This window comes from Sphingobacterium sp. UBA7855, assembly GCA_002500745.1.
Classification (GTDB): domain Bacteria; phylum Bacteroidota; class Bacteroidia; order Sphingobacteriales; family Sphingobacteriaceae; genus Sphingobacterium.
Window position 1 is genome coordinate 1 of record DLST01000007.1, and the last position, 15571, is coordinate 15571.

General features: G+C 39.7%; 13 protein-coding genes. 6 read left to right on the top strand and 7 right to left on the bottom strand.

Translation table 11 applies throughout. The features are described from left to right. Positions 1-213, bottom strand: a 213-nt coding sequence (locus B2107_RS04850) for an acyl-CoA dehydrogenase family protein (protein ID WP_293953660.1), incomplete at its 3' end; no start/stop codon positions are given. Positions 214-534: 321 nt separating this feature from the next. On the opposite strand from B2107_RS04850, the gene B2107_RS04855 reads away from it, so the two are divergent. Then, positions 535-1713, top strand: a complete 1179-nt coding sequence (locus B2107_RS04855) for a thiolase family protein (protein WP_293953662.1) — start codon at positions 535-537, stop codon at positions 1711-1713. 113 nt (positions 1714-1826) lie between these two features. Here B2107_RS04855 and B2107_RS04860 read toward each other — a convergent pair whose 3' ends face one another. After that, on the bottom strand, positions 1827-2045 hold the full coding sequence (locus B2107_RS04860) for a hypothetical protein (protein WP_209574336.1): 219 nt from the start codon (positions 2043-2045) through the stop codon (positions 1827-1829). A gap of 261 nt (positions 2046-2306) precedes the next feature. Here B2107_RS04860 and B2107_RS04865 point away from each other — a divergent pair, with 261 nt between their 5' ends. From B2107_RS04865 to B2107_RS04875, 3 genes are all read left to right on the top strand, one after another. Next, a complete protein-coding gene (locus B2107_RS04865) occupies positions 2307-3041 on the top strand; it encodes a histidine kinase (RefSeq protein WP_293953664.1) in 735 nt (244 codons plus the stop codon). After that, positions 3031-3753 carry a LytR/AlgR family response regulator transcription factor gene (locus tag B2107_RS04870; RefSeq protein ID WP_293953666.1) on the top strand — a complete coding sequence of 241 codons (723 nt, stop codon included), beginning with the start codon at positions 3031-3033 and terminating at the stop codon, positions 3751-3753. Before B2107_RS04865 ends, B2107_RS04870 begins: the two co-directional genes overlap by 11 nt. 176 nt (positions 3754-3929) lie before the next feature. Continuing rightward, positions 3930-6197, top strand: coding sequence for a cation:proton antiporter (locus B2107_RS04875; RefSeq protein WP_293953668.1), 2268 nt, complete (start codon positions 3930-3932; stop codon positions 6195-6197). Between the two features lie 56 nt (positions 6198-6253). Here the strand turns inward: B2107_RS04875 and B2107_RS04880 are convergent, their stop codons facing one another. Together B2107_RS04880 and B2107_RS04885 are read right to left on the bottom strand one after the other, a co-directional pair. After that, positions 6254-7378 (bottom strand): DEAD/DEAH box helicase, encoded by a 1125-nt coding sequence (locus B2107_RS04880; RefSeq protein ID WP_293953670.1) that lies wholly within the window; start codon positions 7376-7378, stop codon positions 6254-6256. Between the two features lie 185 nt (positions 7379-7563). Then, positions 7564-7755: a cold-shock protein gene (locus B2107_RS04885; RefSeq protein ID WP_046672944.1), complete on the bottom strand. Its 192-nt coding sequence runs from the start codon at positions 7753-7755 to the stop codon at positions 7564-7566. Positions 7756-8060: 305 nt separating this feature from the next. Between B2107_RS04885 and B2107_RS04890 the strand changes: the two genes are divergently transcribed. Beyond that, the gene (locus tag B2107_RS04890) at positions 8061-9344 is read left to right on the top strand and encodes a Gfo/Idh/MocA family protein (RefSeq protein WP_293953672.1); all 1284 of its coding nucleotides are present in this window, start codon (positions 8061-8063) and stop codon (positions 9342-9344) included. Between the two features lie 48 nt (positions 9345-9392). Here B2107_RS04890 and B2107_RS04895 read toward each other — a convergent pair whose 3' ends face one another. From B2107_RS04895 to B2107_RS04905, 3 genes are read right to left on the bottom strand one after another with little or no spacing between them, the layout of a single operon-like run. Next, the gene (locus tag B2107_RS04895; RefSeq protein ID WP_293953674.1) at positions 9393-10025 is read right to left on the bottom strand and encodes an alpha/beta hydrolase; all 633 of its coding nucleotides are present in this window, start codon (positions 10023-10025) and stop codon (positions 9393-9395) included. Positions 10026-10047: 22 nt separating this feature from the next. Continuing rightward, positions 10048-10347, bottom strand: coding sequence for a GNAT family N-acetyltransferase (locus tag B2107_RS04900; RefSeq protein ID WP_293953675.1), 300 nt, complete (start codon positions 10345-10347; stop codon positions 10048-10050). Positions 10348-10387: 40 nt separating this feature from the next. Next, a complete protein-coding gene (locus B2107_RS04905) occupies positions 10388-11314 on the bottom strand; it encodes a ring-cleaving dioxygenase (RefSeq protein WP_293953677.1) in 927 nt (308 codons plus the stop codon). Between the two features lie 336 nt (positions 11315-11650). Here B2107_RS04905 and B2107_RS04910 point away from each other — a divergent pair, with 336 nt between their 5' ends. Beyond that, positions 11651-15568: a response regulator gene (locus B2107_RS04910; RefSeq protein ID WP_293953679.1), complete on the top strand. Its 3918-nt coding sequence runs from the start codon at positions 11651-11653 to the stop codon at positions 15566-15568. The last annotated feature ends 3 nt before the right edge of the window (positions 15569-15571 follow it).

Here is a 15571-nt window from a genome sequence, read left to right on the forward strand (position 1 = left end):
ACAGTTCAGTTTACACCCTCGGTCTACACCACCGTAATCCTCTGGCATATTTAGTCCCATAAGCCCCATGTCACCCATTTTTTTCCAAATATTCCGATCTATTTCACCTCTATTTTCCCAGTCGTCGATGTAAGGTGTAATTTCTTTTTGAATAAATGCGCGAAGTGTATCGCGAAAAATATGATGTTCGGCTGTGAACCTGACTGTCTGCATAATCGTTTATTTTCCTTATTGGTTATTTTTGAAATACAAGCGTGTATACGGATCTGCTCTTTCGGAATATTAGCTATACTAATTTAATGAAAAGCTTTGGCTTTTTACAAATATTTATTCTTTATTTTTCGTTCAATAGTTTAAGTAGGGAAGTTTTTCAAATGTTTTTTTGCTATATATTCTGTTTTAATGTGTAAAAATAAAACGGAGTTGTTGTGCTGTATCTGTTAAATTTTTTATCTTTAAACATCAGGGAGATGGCAGGCTTATTATCAGGAAAGCCATCTGATTTTAGCAAAACAATTATAAACTTTTTATCACATGTCAAGAAGAGTATTTATCGTTGCTGCGAAACGTACGCCAATAGGAAGTTTTGGTGGCGCATTGTCGACCATTTCGGCACCAGAGCTTGCAGCTCAAGCTATTCGTTCTGTTGTTAAAGAAGCAGGTGTTGCTGGCGATTTGATTGAGGAAATCATTATGGGGTCAGTTTTGCAAGCAGACTTGGGGCAGGCGCCGGCAAGGCAGGTGGCGAAGTTTGCTGGTCTTTCGGATCATACGGTAGCAACAACCATTAATAAGGTATGTGCGAGTGGGATGAAAGCAATAGCCGTTGCTGCACAGGCTATTTTTTTAGGGGATGCCGATATTATACTCGCGGGTGGGATGGAGAGTATGAGTAGAGTGCCTTACTATGCTAATTCCATGCGTTGGGGTGCTAAGTTTGGTACGCAGCATCTGAATGATGGTTTACAGCGTGACGGCTTGAGTGACGCTTATTCAAATGAAGCTATGGGCTGCTTCGCAGAGCTATGTGCCGAAAAATATCACATCAGCCGTGAAGAGCAGGATCGTTATGCCATTCACTCTTATAAACGCAGTCGCGATGCCTGGCAAAAAGATAAGTTTTTAAAAGAGGTTCAATCTATAAAAATACAAAGTCGTAAAGGGGAGACCGTAGTTTCGGAGGACGAAGAATTTTCTCAAGTCAATTTTGACAAGATACCCGAACTTAAACCAGCCTTCAAAAAAGAGGGGACTGTGACTGCAGCAAACGCATCGACCATCAGTGACGGAGCGGCAGCTGTTCTCTTGGTGTCTGGCGAAAAATTGGAAGAACTTGGAGTCGATCCAATTGCGGAAATTGTCGCTTATGCTGATGCGGAACAGGCTCCGGAATGGTTTACAACGACCCCAAGCGTTGCGACAGAGAAAGTGCTAAAAAAAGCTGGATTGACACTTCAAGATATTGATTATTTTGAATTTAATGAAGCTTTTTCTGTTGTGGCTTTGGTAAATGCCCAAATTTTGGGTTTACCAATGGACAAAGTCAACGTATATGGGGGAGCTATCTCTTTAGGCCATCCATTAGGCTGTTCGGGAGCAAGAATCGTGGTTACATTAACTAGTATTTTAAGACAAGAGAGAGGGGTATTGGGGCTCGCGGCAATCTGTAATGGTGGCGGTGGCGCATCTGCCATGGTAATCAGAAGAACTTGATTCTTCTTCCAGATTATTGTACTTATCTGGAAGAAGTTCCATTCATTTATTCTATTGTTGATCATTTATAGCTTCCAAGAGAATTGTTCTATTGGTTACAGCGTAGATTGATTCTACTCTTCATATAGGCGGTTTGCCTCCACTCCGTGGAGCGCAAGTTCCGATTCGATTTCCGTTGGGTTGAGTCGGATACCTTCTATGGTTAATAGGTTATAAATAGAATCCAAGTCGATTTTCCATTCGTGGATACCATTCAATTTTTCAATAGCGTCTTTGATTTTGTCTACAAGACTGGGATGTTGAGCATTAGTTTCGAAAATGAGCTTTTCCATAGTGTTTCATATTAGGCCTGATAAAAACCAGGCGTGTTTAACCAAAATAGTATAGACAATCATTTGATCGGCTAATTACGATAGTATTAATATACGCATAATGATTTTAAATTAATGCTTTAAAATGAATAAATTGTAATAAAACTGTTAATATTTGTAATAAATATGAGAATAGAAGGCCCGTCTCTCGATAATTGTATCCATTATTTTTTGACACGCTATTTTTATGAGAACTGAAATTTTGGTAAGTTTGGGTTAATCATGACTATTGAAATCTCCTATATCATCATCTTATCACTCCTCGCTATTGTTGTAGTACTATGGCTCTTATATTTTGTTTTGAGAAAGAAATATAGGAAGTTACTGCTAGATAACACGCTCCAAAAGGAGCTTTTTAATCGCATGGATAACCAAAAAATCGAGCATTTCCACCGGGCTCAGTTAAATCCTCATTTGCTAAAAAATTCGTTGAACGGAATGCTTTCTCATGCTTATCAGACCTATTATACCATGGATAAATTGGCTATGGTATTGGATTATGTATTGTATGAGAGCGAAGATGAACTTGTTTCACCTAAAGCCGAGATTGAATTTGCGCGCAATCTCATCGAGATTAACAAAGTAAAACTGAGCCCCTTATTCGATATACGTGTTAAGTTTGACATTGATGAGGTAAATAGTTATATGCTGAACACACCTTCGTTGATCCCTTTAGTGTCTGTTGATCTAATTGAAAATGCGTTTAAGCATGCTGATTTTCACGGTTCTGATTCATTTATTTCCATCGTATTAATATTTAGGAATGGTTGGCTGGACCTTATGGTGAGCAATAGAATATCAAAACGCTCCCCTTTGCAAAAGTCAAAAAGTGGAATTGGTAGCAAAACTTTGGAGGAGCGCCTGATGTTGTATTATCCAAGTAGGCATCAGCTGCGCAGATTTGTAGAAAATGATGTGTATAATGCCCACCTTCAAATCAAATTATATGCGGAGTGAAAGAAACCTAAAATGTATTCTTTTGGATGATGAAATACCAAGTTTGAGATTCTTAAAAATGCTCTGTGAGCAAATTCCTGGTTTGGAGGTAGTCAAAACTTTTAATGATCCGGCTATACTATTGAGAGAATATGGTACGTTAAGTTTTGATTTTTGTATTCTGGATATTGAAATGCCAGGGTTCAATGGATTTGATGTCGCTAGGGAGCTGAAAGACTTTCCAATTGTTTTTTCTACCGCATATAAACAATATGCGAGTGATGCATACGATATCAACGCAGTAGATTACATGCGTAAACCATTATCATTGCAACGTCTTCAGCAAGCTATTATGAAGGTAGCGCAAATAATCGACAATCAGCCCGAAATAGTATCTTTTGGACAGTTCAATACCAATAAAGGAAAAACGATCTTGTATTTCGACCAGATCAACTATGTTCAGATCGCTGAGGTGGACAGCCGCGATAAAAAAGTCTATTTGGCAGATGGTTCGATCATTTTATTGAAAAATATAAGTTTTGATAAGTTGCTGGAGATTTTGCCTGTGCAGGACTTTATACGCATTAATAAAAAAGAGCTGATTGCGGCCAAGATCGTTAAATTTTTCTCTGCGGATGAAATTACAAGCAACCTGCTGGATCCACAAGCTATGCCCATTCTTTTCAATTTAGGCGAATCGTACAAGAGAATGTTTTTCGAGAAATTCAGCTGATTACAAAATTCCGTTGTTTCATTACATATTTTCTTAAACTGCGTTAGCGAAAAGCATTAAAACTCTCCGAGAATTATATTTTTGTTGTGACCGCATCTAAAAAGTACCGTGTTTGGTGCCTATCAGCCGGGATTTGGTATGCTGTTATAAGGATGTTTATTTAATTGCTATGGAAGATGAGAAAATATAGAAACACGATTTTCTACGTGGTTTTGATCGGTACATTACTCGCTGTAATGTATTGGGTGATTCGTATGGGGACACAGCTAGAATCTCCCGAACTTCTTCGGGGAGAAAAAACAAATAATGGCGCTTGGAAGGATTTTATAACCACGTTATGCGATAGTCTGCAGCATCCATTGGCGATATTGTTGGCTCAAATTGTAACGATTATTACCGCGGCGCGTATCATGGGCTGGATTTGTATTAAGATTAAACAGCCCGTCGTTATAGGCGAGATGCTCGCAGGGATTATATTGGGACCTTCGTTATTAGGTATTTATTTCCCAGCATTTTCACATATGCTATTTCCAATAGAATCGCTGAGTAATTTACAGTTTTTAAGTCAAATCGGACTGATCTTATTTATGTTTATCATTGGTATGGAGTTAGATTTGAATGTGCTACGGAATAAAGCGCACGACGCTGTGGTCATTTCTCATGCTAGTATTGTGATTCCATTTACCTTGGGCATCTCATTGGCTTATTTTTTATATCTGTTCCATCCGCCGAAAAATGTAGAGTTTTTATCCTATAGCTTGTTTATTGGTATTTCAATGAGTATCACCGCATTTCCTGTTCTTGCTCGAATTATACAAGAGCGGGGTTTGCAGAAAAGTAAGTTAGGTGCAATGGCGATTACCTGCGCTGCGGCAGATGATATTACAGCTTGGTGTATTCTGGCTGTGGTAATTGCCATTGTAAAGGCAGGTGATTTTGCCAGTGCATTGTATACAATCGGCTTGGCTATTGGTTATGTGTTCGTTATGATCAAAATCATTAGACCATTTTTAAAGCGCGTAGGAGAGGTGAAGGGAAGTAAAGAGGCTTTAAGTAAACCTGTTGTAGCGATTTTCTTTATCGTGTTGTTGTTATCTTCTTATGCGACCGAAGTGATCGGTATCCACGCACTTTTTGGCGCATTTATGGCGGGCGCCATTATGCCTGAAGGAAGTCGATTTCGAACAGCATTTATTGAAAAAATCGAAGATGTAGCGACCTTGTTGCTATTACCATTATTCTTCGTCTATACAGGGCTGCGCACACAGATTGGTTTGCTTAATGACCCTAATTTGTGGATGATCACCGTTGGTATTATTTTGGTAGCGGTGATTGGTAAATTTATGGGGAGTACATTAGCCGCACGTTTTGTCGGTCAAAGTTGGAAAGATAGCTTAAGTATTGGTGCATTAATGAACACGCGGGGTCTGATGGAGCTTATTGTACTCAATATTGGATATGATCTTGGTGTGTTAAGTGCAGAATTATTTTCGATGATGGTCGTTATGGCCTTAGTAACCACGTTTATGACAGGACCATCCTTAGATCTGATCAATTTTCTTTATCGACCCAGAAAAACGCTCACGCGGGAAGATCTGCACGATAAATCAAAATTTAAGATTCTACTGTCCTTTGCAAAAAGTAATACTGGGATTTCACTTTTATATCTGGCTAATGCTTTAACATTGAAAGCAAAAAAGAATGCTGAAATTACAGCGCTTCATATTGAACCTTCCAATGAGTTACATCACTATGAAGTGGAAACCCATGAGTTAGACAGTTTTCGTGAAATAAAGCAAGCTGCTCAGCAACTTGATCAACCGATTAAGACCGTATTTAAGATTTCGAGTGATATTGATAGCGGAATTGTTCAGACGTCTAACGAAGGCGATCATGATCTGCTCCTCTTGGGGGTAAGCGAATCTATTTATGAGGGTAGTTTGCTCGGAAGGTTCTTAGACTTTACTACGCGAATTATAAACCCCGAGAAGTTATTCCATACGGTTACAAATGCCGAATCACCCTTTACAACATATGACAGAAATCAACAGATCAATGCCAAAGTGAATGCTATGGTGGGCATTTTGATTGACAAAAACTTTGTGAAAGCAAGGCGAGTGACCGTTCCCATTGTCTTAGAGAACGACGAATTTCTCTACGAAATGATGCAGCGCTTTATCCATCATTCAGATGCTCAAATTATTGTTTGGGACGTAAATCAAGTCTTGAGGACCAATGCGGGTTTTAAAGAGAAACTTCGACAATTGGAACAACTTGTACCAAATCATCTGACAATAACTGAAAAAGGGTTAGACAGTGATACCTGGCAGGAGCAAGACCTCATGTTGATCAGCTTGCCCAGCTGGAACAAGATGATCAATAAGAAAGTACATTGGCTTTCCGCTACGCCATCCACGTTGTTGATGGCTGACCGTAAACCCTAAAAAAGTAGCCTTAAACAAAAAGCCCTNNAGGGCTTTTTGTTTAAGGCTATGAATGCCTATTTATTTAATTTTTCTATTTTGATCTTTAGTCCGATCAGTTTCTCAATATCGGCCAGATAAGGTCTTTCTTCCACATCACAGAACGAGATTGCTTTTCCTTCGAGTCCGGCCCTTCCTGTTCTTCCGATGCGATGAACATAGGTTTCAGGTACATTCGGGAGGTCATAATTGATAACGAGGGGAAGTTGTTCGATATCAATTCCTCTTGCAGCAATATCGGTGGCAATCAATATTTTTAGATGATTGTCTTTAAATTCACCCAGCGCCTTTTGTCTGGCGTTTTGAGATTTATTTCCGTGAATGGCTGCTGCTCTCAAACCATTTTTTGCAAGTAGCTTAACAATTTTATCGGCTCCGTGTTTTGTTCTGGAGAATACGATCGTACGTTCCTGCTTAAGTTTCTTTAATAAGACCGTTAGCAATTTGATTTTCTCCTTCTTTTCAACGAAAAATACCGATTGATTTACTTTTTCTGCTGTTGAGCTTACCGGAGTAACGTCAACTTCAAAAGGTTTATTCAATATTCCATGCGCAAACTTACGGATATTGGGAGGCATTGTTGCCGAGAAAAATAATGTTTGTCTCTTTGACGGAATCTTGGTCAGAATCTTTTTTATATCGTGTATAAAGCCCATGTCCAGCATGTTGTCGGCTTCGTCCAGGACAAGCATTTCGATCTTATCTAGAAACACGATCTTCTGATTTACGAGATCCAGTAAGCGCCCCGGGGTAGCTACTAGGATGTCAACGCCCTTTTTTATTTCTTTGACCTGTTTTTCTTGGCTTACTCCGCCGAAAATGGTGCAATAGTTTACTTTTAGGTATTTTCGGTAAAAATTTATATTATCTCCGATTTGAATAGCCAACTCACGCGTCGGGGTGAGAATCAGCGCTCTAATCGGAACGAATTTACCCGACGTCTTGGTTTCTTCAAGACGTTGTAAAAGGGGAAGTGCAAAAGCGGCAGTCTTCCCTGTACCTGTTTGTGCACACCCAATCAGATCGTTACCTTTCAGTACAACTGGAATAGCCTTTTGTTGAATTGCTGTGGGATGTGTATAGCCTGTTTCTGTTATTGCTTTTAAAAGCGGATCGATTAAACTGAGTTGTTTAAATTCCATGCGTAGTATGTTCGAATTTGTCTTAAATAAAACCTTTTCAAATCATTTTATACTTTTTATTTGAATGCCAAAAGTCTTCAAATAAAAAGTGTAAGATTAATGAAAGTTTAAAGGAAGAATAGGAAAAAGAAATGGGATAAGTCATTGTGAATTACCCCATTTAACAAGAAAGTGTATTTTTTGGATTACGCCAATTTTACATTTGTAGCGCTGATCCCCTTTGGAGTTCTTTCTACATCATAAGTAACAACGTCGCCTTCAGATACTTGGTTTTTAAGCGCAGAAACGTGTACGAAAACATCTGCACTACCATCCTCTGGTGTAATAAAACCAAAACCTTTAGTTTCATTGAAAAATTTAATTTTACCTGTATTCATTATTTTTAATTAAGTGCGGCAAGTTAGGTATAAAAAACCATTAATCTTTCATTTTTTTTGATGAATTACAAAATGTGCTGTTGAGTTGGCTAATTCTCATCGTCAATATAGACTTTCGCTGGGTTTGTCTATATATATTTTACAATGCGTATTGCAGGCACCTAAAATCATTTTTGTAATTTCATCGAAGCAATTTGCTTTTAATAAAGAAGGGAGCATTTCTCAATAAGGTACTCATCGGGGCGTATGTATTCATATCGGTAACCTCGGCGATGCGCAAATAACAATTTTTAAACCAATATCTAATGAATAGAAAAGATTTTATCAAATCGTCCACTGTTTTGGCTGCATCATCATTTTTCTTAAATGTCCAGGGTTCCAGTTTATTAGATCAGTCTATTCGAGTTGGGCTGATTGGTGTAAATGGCATGGGCTGGTCAGATTTGAATTCATTATTAAAGAATGACGGAATTGTGTGTACAGCTCTTTGTGACGTAGATGATAATATTCTTAAAAAAAGAGCGGAAGAGCTGCGGAAAAGGAATATAGACGTGGAAACTTTTGTAGATTATAAAAAGATGCTCCATAGCTCACTTGTCGATGCCGTTATCATTGCAACGCCAGACCATTGGCATTGCCTTCAAATGGTAGATGCTGTCAATGCAGGAAAGCACGTTTATGTAGAGAAGCCCATTGGCAACTCTATTCTTGAATGTCAATTAATGGTCGAGGCTGCGAAAAAGAATAAGGCTATCGTTCAGGTTGGCCAATGGCAAAGAAGTCAGCAACATTTTCAAGACGCTATTGATTTTGTTCATTCTGGAAAATTAGGCAAAATAAGACTTGTAAAGGCCTGGTCCTACCAAGGGTGGAAAAGTGCTATCCCCGTGGTACCTGACGAACCTGTTCCGGCGGGTGTTCATTATACAGAATGGCTTGGACCGGCGCAAAAAAGACCATTTAATCTGAATCGATTTCATTTTAATTTTCGATGGTTTTGGGACTATGCGGGTGGCTTGATGACCGATTGGGGGGTCCATATGTTGGACTATGCTTTACTTGGCATGAATGTTTCCGATCCAAAGTCTATTATGGCCTCAGGAGGCAAATTTGCTTTTCCGGATGATGCTGGACAAACGCCTGATACAATGACGGCCGTTTACGAGTTTGAGGGTTTTAATATTCAATGGGAGCATGCCAAAGGAATTGATCTTGGTCCCTATAACCGTAACCACGGTGTCGCATTTATTGGTAACAATGGTACGCTGGTTTTAAACCGTTCGGGATGGGAGGTGATTCCAGAAAAGGGGCGGATGGAAGAGGTCGCTATGCAACCTTCTTTAGACGATGGATTAGATAAGCACATGGAAAATTTTGTGGCTGCCATTCGTCAGCGTAATCCGCTATTGCTTCATGCACCAATCGAAGTTGGCGCCCATATTGCCATCTTTTCTCAGCTAGGAAATATAGCATTCAGGACAGGGCAAAAGCTCTACTGGAATAAAGAGAAACAGAATTTTACGGATCAGAAGGCGAATACGTACTTAGCATCGGTTTATCATAACGGATATAAATATCCAAAGGTATAATGCATTGCGACGGGTTGTTGATTAACATAATAATCAACAACCAATGCGTTATTTCTGTCCATCTTTGAGCACAAATTCATTTGCAAGATCGATCTCCTCGCGATTGATGGTATGACCTCCGTTTGAATATATAGCGAGCTTTACGTTTGCATTCATTTTTTCTAAAATGGATGCGGTTGTTTTGACCCGTTCTAATGGAACGTGAAAATCAGGATCGCTAGTGCCGAGGAGAATTGGAGTCTGTGCAAAATCTCCGCTGTAATTTTGGTGGTTGATTTCTTCACCTATTACGCCGCCGATAATTGCGACTGCCCCTCCGTAATGTTGCGCATGCCGTGCAAGGTATTCGAGCGTTAAGCAGGCTCCTTGAGAGAACCCGAAAAAATAAATGTCTTTGGCAGGGATTCCCTGCGCTAAAGCGAGTTGAATGGTATGGTCGATTAAGTCCAGTGCTGAACTCAACCACGGTTCGTTCTGTTGAACAGGAGCCATAAAGGAAAAGGGATACCAACTGTGGTTTTCGGCTTGTGGTGCCAGCAGTGCAAAATTATCGACCTGAAGGTACGATGACAGGCTAAGTATATCTTCGGCACTTCCGCCCCGGCCATGGATCATGATGATGGCTTTTTTTGCCTGTTCCAAATTGTGACCGGCTCTCTTGATGTTTAGTGGATGACTCATGTTGCTTTTTCTTTTTTGATAATTATGTTGTTCTTCTAAACCAAATATCTTGATAGCGCTCGGGATGGCGATGAAATTGTGCATTTACATAAGGACATAATGGAACAATTTTCATGTTATTTTCGCGGGCATAAGATACGAGCTTTTCAAGAAGTATTTTTGCAAATCCTCTGCCCTCATAGGCGTCATCTACCTCGGTGTGGTAAACAACAAGATTGCCGTCGATGATCGCAATGTTCATTAAGCCGGCTTTATGATTATCGGAGAATAATTGCAGTTCGCCGCGTTGACTTTTGTCGAGGATAATTTCAGTTCTTTCCATAGCTCCTTTTTTTGCAAGTGATTTGAAATGATTTATTTATCTAGTCTATTTTCGGTAATGCTTTTTCAATTTGTAATCGATGGCTTTCATACTGCTTTGGCAATTTGAGTGCAGAACCTAAACTCGAGAGCGGTTCATCCACAGTAAAGCCGGGGTTATCGGTTGCGATTTCAAAAAGTACGCCTCCTGGTTCACGAAAGTATAACGAGAAAAAATAGTCTCTATTTATTTTAGGCGTGATATCTAATCCTGCTGAAAGTATTTTTTCGCGGTACTCCATCAAAACGTTATCGTCTTTCACGCGAAATGCGACATGATGATTTGTACCGGCTGCATTTTTGCCGTAGTTCAGATTTTCATCTGCGATGATGTCGACCATGTTGGCTGTGGCTATACTGTCCGTCGTCAATCGATAACGATTGTCAATCTGTTGGCTAAGCGTATAGCCTAAAATATCGGTCAGTATATCTAAGGTTGGCTCTGCCTTTCTTAAAGAGAGTGTTACATTATGGAAGCCTTTTAAGGCATTTTCTGCTTGGATATCGGTGGTTGTCCAAGGAAGTCTTGGATCAGTTGTTTCAATAAACTGAAGCTGTAAGCCGTCGGGATCACGAAATGATATTAATTTCTCTCCAAAAATCTCATCTTCTATCCACTGGATGCGATATTGTGTTAAGCGATTTTTCCAAAAATCTAGACTACCTTTCGGTACGGAGTAGCCGATGTGGGTAGCCATTCCTGCACCTGGGGCTCCTTTTCCAATACCTTCCCAAGGGAAAAAAGTAAGGATAGTCCCAGGTTCTCCCATTTCATTGCCGTAGTAAAAGTGGTAGGTGCCGGGATCATCAAAGTTTACGGTCTTTTTTATAAGACGGACACCCAGTACTTGTGTGTAGAAATCGAGATTTCGTTTTGCATTATCGGCTATCGCAGTAATGTGATGCAATCCTAATATTTTATTTTCCATATCAACGTGTTATATTTTTCAACGAGTTATATTTTTTATAATGCGTTATGTTTTCTTAACTGAGATAAAGTTACACCAATTCAAAGAAAGCTTTATTGAACTAGATTAATAAAATCAATTGTGTATCAGTAACGGTATCTCTCTAAATTTAATTGGAAAATAACTTATTTATTAGGAATATAGACGATGAATTTTTGAGATAAGGCAACTATTCATCGCCTAGTTTGTTCTTAATAAAACATTATTTGATCAATTTCCTTATTAATTAGGCGGTGTTGAGTAATGTTTTTGTTAACTTCACGGTGATAATAAACCTGATCTAAATACTGGAAATAAATGGTAAATAATGTTTTTCCTGAAAATGAGTTAAGAAGGATAGAGAAACTAAAGTCTTATGAGTTAATGGGACTTGGGAAAGACCCTGAATTAGATGTTTTTGCGCAGGCGGCCTGTTTGATTACAGATTGTCCTGCTGCTCTAATTGCCATGATGGAACAAGAAACGCAACGTATTCAGAGTTGCGTTGGGATAGCGTTGGACACTGTGGACAGGAAGAATACCGTCTGTCAGTATACGATCATGAGTAAAGAAGTGCTCATCATTGAAGACACTTTTAACGATGTTCGCTCTTCTTCCAATCCCTTGATTCGCGAAGGAAATATTCGTTTTTATGCCGGGGTTCCACTTTTGGATGATGATGGGGATGCGCTTGGAACAATCTGCGTGATTGATTTTCAGCCCAAACAGCTTTCAGAGAAGCAAGTAAATTCTTTAGCTGAACTCGGTAAGGCGGTGACCAAGATCTTATTGGGCAAGCATCGAAAAATACAGGCCGGTTATTTCGCTGAAATTTTTCATCTGACCAACAATATCATTTGTGTTTTGGATGATATGCACCATGTTAAAGATGTTAATCCTGCATTTAGTAAAGTTTTGGGATTGTCCCGTTCGAACAGCTTAGGCAAATCTATTTTCACTTTACTGGGTGACACGAAAGAAAAATTAGTATCCGACTTGAATCGGGTGGCGGAGACAAAATACGGTATTCAAAGCAACAGTACGACTCTAACGGGCAACGGCCAAATGGTGGAGATTGAATGGCATTTTAAATTTGATGCAGTCAACCGTGATATTTTGGCTTTTGGCAGAAATGTGACAGCAGAACGGGAAGAAAAGCTGAAACTGGAAAATTCGGAGCGTAGATTCCGTAGCTTTTTTGAAAATGCCATTGGCCTGATGAGCATGCATGATATGGAAGGTAATATTTTATCAGTTAATGAAAAAGGAAGAGAGTTATTAGGTTATTCCAAAGAGGAGGTCAAAGGGCTTAATCTAACAAACTTGGTCCCGGCCCATCATGTTGCTTTAGTCGCAGATTATCTTCAACGTATTGCAAGCAACCGAGAGGATTCAGGAATGATGGTTTTACAAACAAAAGATGGTGAAGATATCTCTTGGCTTTATCATAACATGCTAGAAACTGATGAAAATGGAAAGTCTTACGTTGTCAGCACCGCGCTGAATATGACGGATCGGCTACGGCTTGAAAATGATCTTTTGCATACCAAGCAGATATTAGAACAGACAAATGCTGTCGCACAAGTTGGTGGATGGGAGGTAGACCTGGTTGACAATAAGGTCTATTGGTCCGATTCTACAAAGCTTATCCATGGTGTACCACTTGATTTTACGCCGGATTTTGAGCATGCTATCGGATTTTATGAACAGGAGAGTCAGGTCACTTTGCGACGGGTATTCGAAGAGGCCATTGCATCTAGGACACCGTATGATACGGAATTACGTCTATTAAAACAAAATGGCGAGTCTATTTGGGTACGCGTAAAGGGTATTCCCGAATTTGATAATGATGTATGCAAACGTGTGTATGGCATTATTCAGGATATTGATCATAGTAAATCGCTATTTCTGGAATTAGAACGCAAAGAGTCGATGTTACGGGCCTTTGTAGATTACGTTCCGGCTTCTGTCGCCATGTTTGACCGAGATTTTAACTACATTTCTGTCAGTAATCAATGGTTGGAAGATTTTCATGATGGGGCGAATTTGCCGCCTAACAGTAACTTTTTTGATCTTTTTCCCAATATTCCGGAAAATAGAAAGAAAATATACCGCGATGCTTTAGCTGGCGTATCTTATAAGAATAGGGATGAGATTATTCAGGCCGGCGGAACTGCCGAAGCGCAGCATTTCAATTGGGAAGTTAGGCCATGGCATCTGGCTGATGGAAGTATAGGTGGGATCATTATTTTTACGCAGAACATTACGGAGTCAGTAAAAATAAATGATGAACTGAAATTAGCAAAAGAGCTAGCCGTGCTAGCGAGTAAGGCAAAGTCCGAATTCCTAGCCAATATGAGCCACGAAATTCGAACACCTCTAAATGGCGTGATCGGATTTTCAGACTTATTGATGAAAACGCCATTAAATGATACGCAACTGCAATATCTCAGCTATATCAATGAATCGGGGAGTAGCTTGCTCAATATTATCAATGACATTTTGGATTTTTCAAAAATTGAATCCGGAAAACTTGAATTATTTGTTGATAAATATAATCTATATGATATCGCTAATCAGGTTATTAATGTCGTTCTCTATCAAGCCCAGCGAAAGGATGTCGAACTGCTTCTGAATATTGAGCAGGGGCTACCCGCTTTTGTTTGGGTTGATGAATCGCGTATCAAGCAAGTACTGGTGAATCTGCTGGGCAATGCGGTGAAGTTCACAGAAAAAGGCGAGATCGAATTTAAGATCAGTAAGCGCTATAATAGCGAGGATAAATTAGCGCTACGGTTTGAAGTTAGGGATACCGGTATTGGAATTCCGCCCGAGAAGCAGCAGCGTATATTCGATGCTTTCACCCAAGAAGATAGTTCCGTAAGTAAACGTTATGGTGGTACCGGACTTGGTTTGACGATCTCTAATAACCTGTTGAAATATATGGGAAGCAAACTGCATTTAGTGAGCAAAATGGGCGTCGGATCCACATTTTTCTTTGATATTGAGGTTCCATTTGAAGAACAGGAAGTTATAGATACAGCACTGCCATTAAATCGGGTTCTTGTTGTTGACGATAACGCTAATAATCGGATTATTCTTCAACATATGCTGTCGTATAAGAACATCGAATCTGTACTTGCGGCTAATGGTATGGAAGCTTTACAGTTATTGATGAAAGGTGAAAGGTTTGATGTTATTTTAATGGATTATCATATGCCGATATTATCGGGCCTCGAAACGATCGGTAAGATCAAAGAACTCTTTCTCAAGCAAGAGGAAGGTATTCCATTGATCGTCTTGCATACCTCATCGGAAGAGCATGAGGTGATTTCGGCATTTCGACAGGAAGAGCATTCTTTCTGCTTGCTTAAACCTATTAAATCGGAAGAATTGTATTCAACACTTCGCCGAGCGATCCAGCAAAATAGGCAGGAAGCCGTCCAAGCAAAAGCTAATGAAAATTTACCTGTGTCGTCAGATTTCTTTGATAAGGAAATTCAGGTGCTATTGGCGGACGATAATGCAGTCAATATGGCGCTCAATTTGCGCATTATGGCCAGTATTATGCCGGGTGCACGACTGACTGAAGTGTCTGACGGCGCTCAAGCCATTGCGGCCTGTATGAAAAAAACATTTGATTTTATTTTAATGGATGTTCAGATGCCTGAGATCGATGGTATCGAAGCTACCAAACAGATTCGCCAGATTGAAGGTTATGCCGACACACCTATAATTGGTGTTACAGCCGGTAATATTTCGGGTGAAAGGGAACGTTGTCTAGCTGCGGGGATGTCCGATTTTTTAGCCAAGCCTATTCGACAACAAGATTTGTACACAGCGTTAGATAAAGCTATATCTGGTAATCCGATTGTTGACGAAGGGTCCGATTTAGCGCACGACGATCAACATTTAGACATGCGTCGTTTGGATGAACAGGCGGGTGATGATCCTGCATTTCTAGCTTTTTTTCTGGATTTGGTCGTACGGGAGATAACAGGGGCTAGGAGGCTGCTTCAGGTGGCAATTCATGCCAGTGATATTGTCCATGTCAAGGAGCTGCTGCATAAATTGCGGGGCACTGCTTCAACAGCAGGGCTAGTCAAATTGGCCGAGATGACAAAAGAATTGGAAACAAGTTCCACCATTGAAACTGATCTTTCGACTGCTTTTATAGCAATTGAACAAGAAATGGATATAGGTTTGGAACTCATTACAAAAATTTTAAATAAATAACGC

Coding starts and splice junctions, on each gene's coding strand:
- B2107_RS04855 (WP_293953662.1), top strand. CDS start 535: ATGTCAAGAAGAGTATTTATCGTTGCTGCGAAACGTACGCCAATAGGA.
- B2107_RS04860 (WP_209574336.1), bottom strand. CDS start 2,045: ATGGAAAAGCTCATTTTCGAAACTAATGCTCAACATCCCAGTCTTGTA.
- B2107_RS04865 (WP_293953664.1), top strand. CDS start 2,307: ATGACTATTGAAATCTCCTATATCATCATCTTATCACTCCTCGCTATT.
- B2107_RS04870 (WP_293953666.1), top strand. CDS start 3,031: ATGCGGAGTGAAAGAAACCTAAAATGTATTCTTTTGGATGATGAAATA.
- B2107_RS04875 (WP_293953668.1), top strand. CDS start 3,930: ATGAGAAAATATAGAAACACGATTTTCTACGTGGTTTTGATCGGTACA.
- B2107_RS04880 (WP_293953670.1), bottom strand. CDS start 7,378: ATGGAATTTAAACAACTCAGTTTAATCGATCCGCTTTTAAAAGCAATA.
- B2107_RS04885 (WP_046672944.1), bottom strand. CDS start 7,755: ATGAATACAGGTAAAATTAAATTTTTCAATGAAACTAAAGGTTTTGGT.
- B2107_RS04890 (WP_293953672.1), top strand. CDS start 8,061: ATGAATAGAAAAGATTTTATCAAATCGTCCACTGTTTTGGCTGCATCA.
- B2107_RS04895 (WP_293953674.1), bottom strand. CDS start 10,025: ATGAGTCATCCACTAAACATCAAGAGAGCCGGTCACAATTTGGAACAG.
- B2107_RS04900 (WP_293953675.1), bottom strand. CDS start 10,347: ATGGAAAGAACTGAAATTATCCTCGACAAAAGTCAACGCGGCGAACTG.
- B2107_RS04905 (WP_293953677.1), bottom strand. CDS start 11,314: ATGGAAAATAAAATATTAGGATTGCATCACATTACTGCGATAGCCGAT.
- B2107_RS04910 (WP_293953679.1), top strand. CDS start 11,651: ATGGTAAATAATGTTTTTCCTGAAAATGAGTTAAGAAGGATAGAGAAA.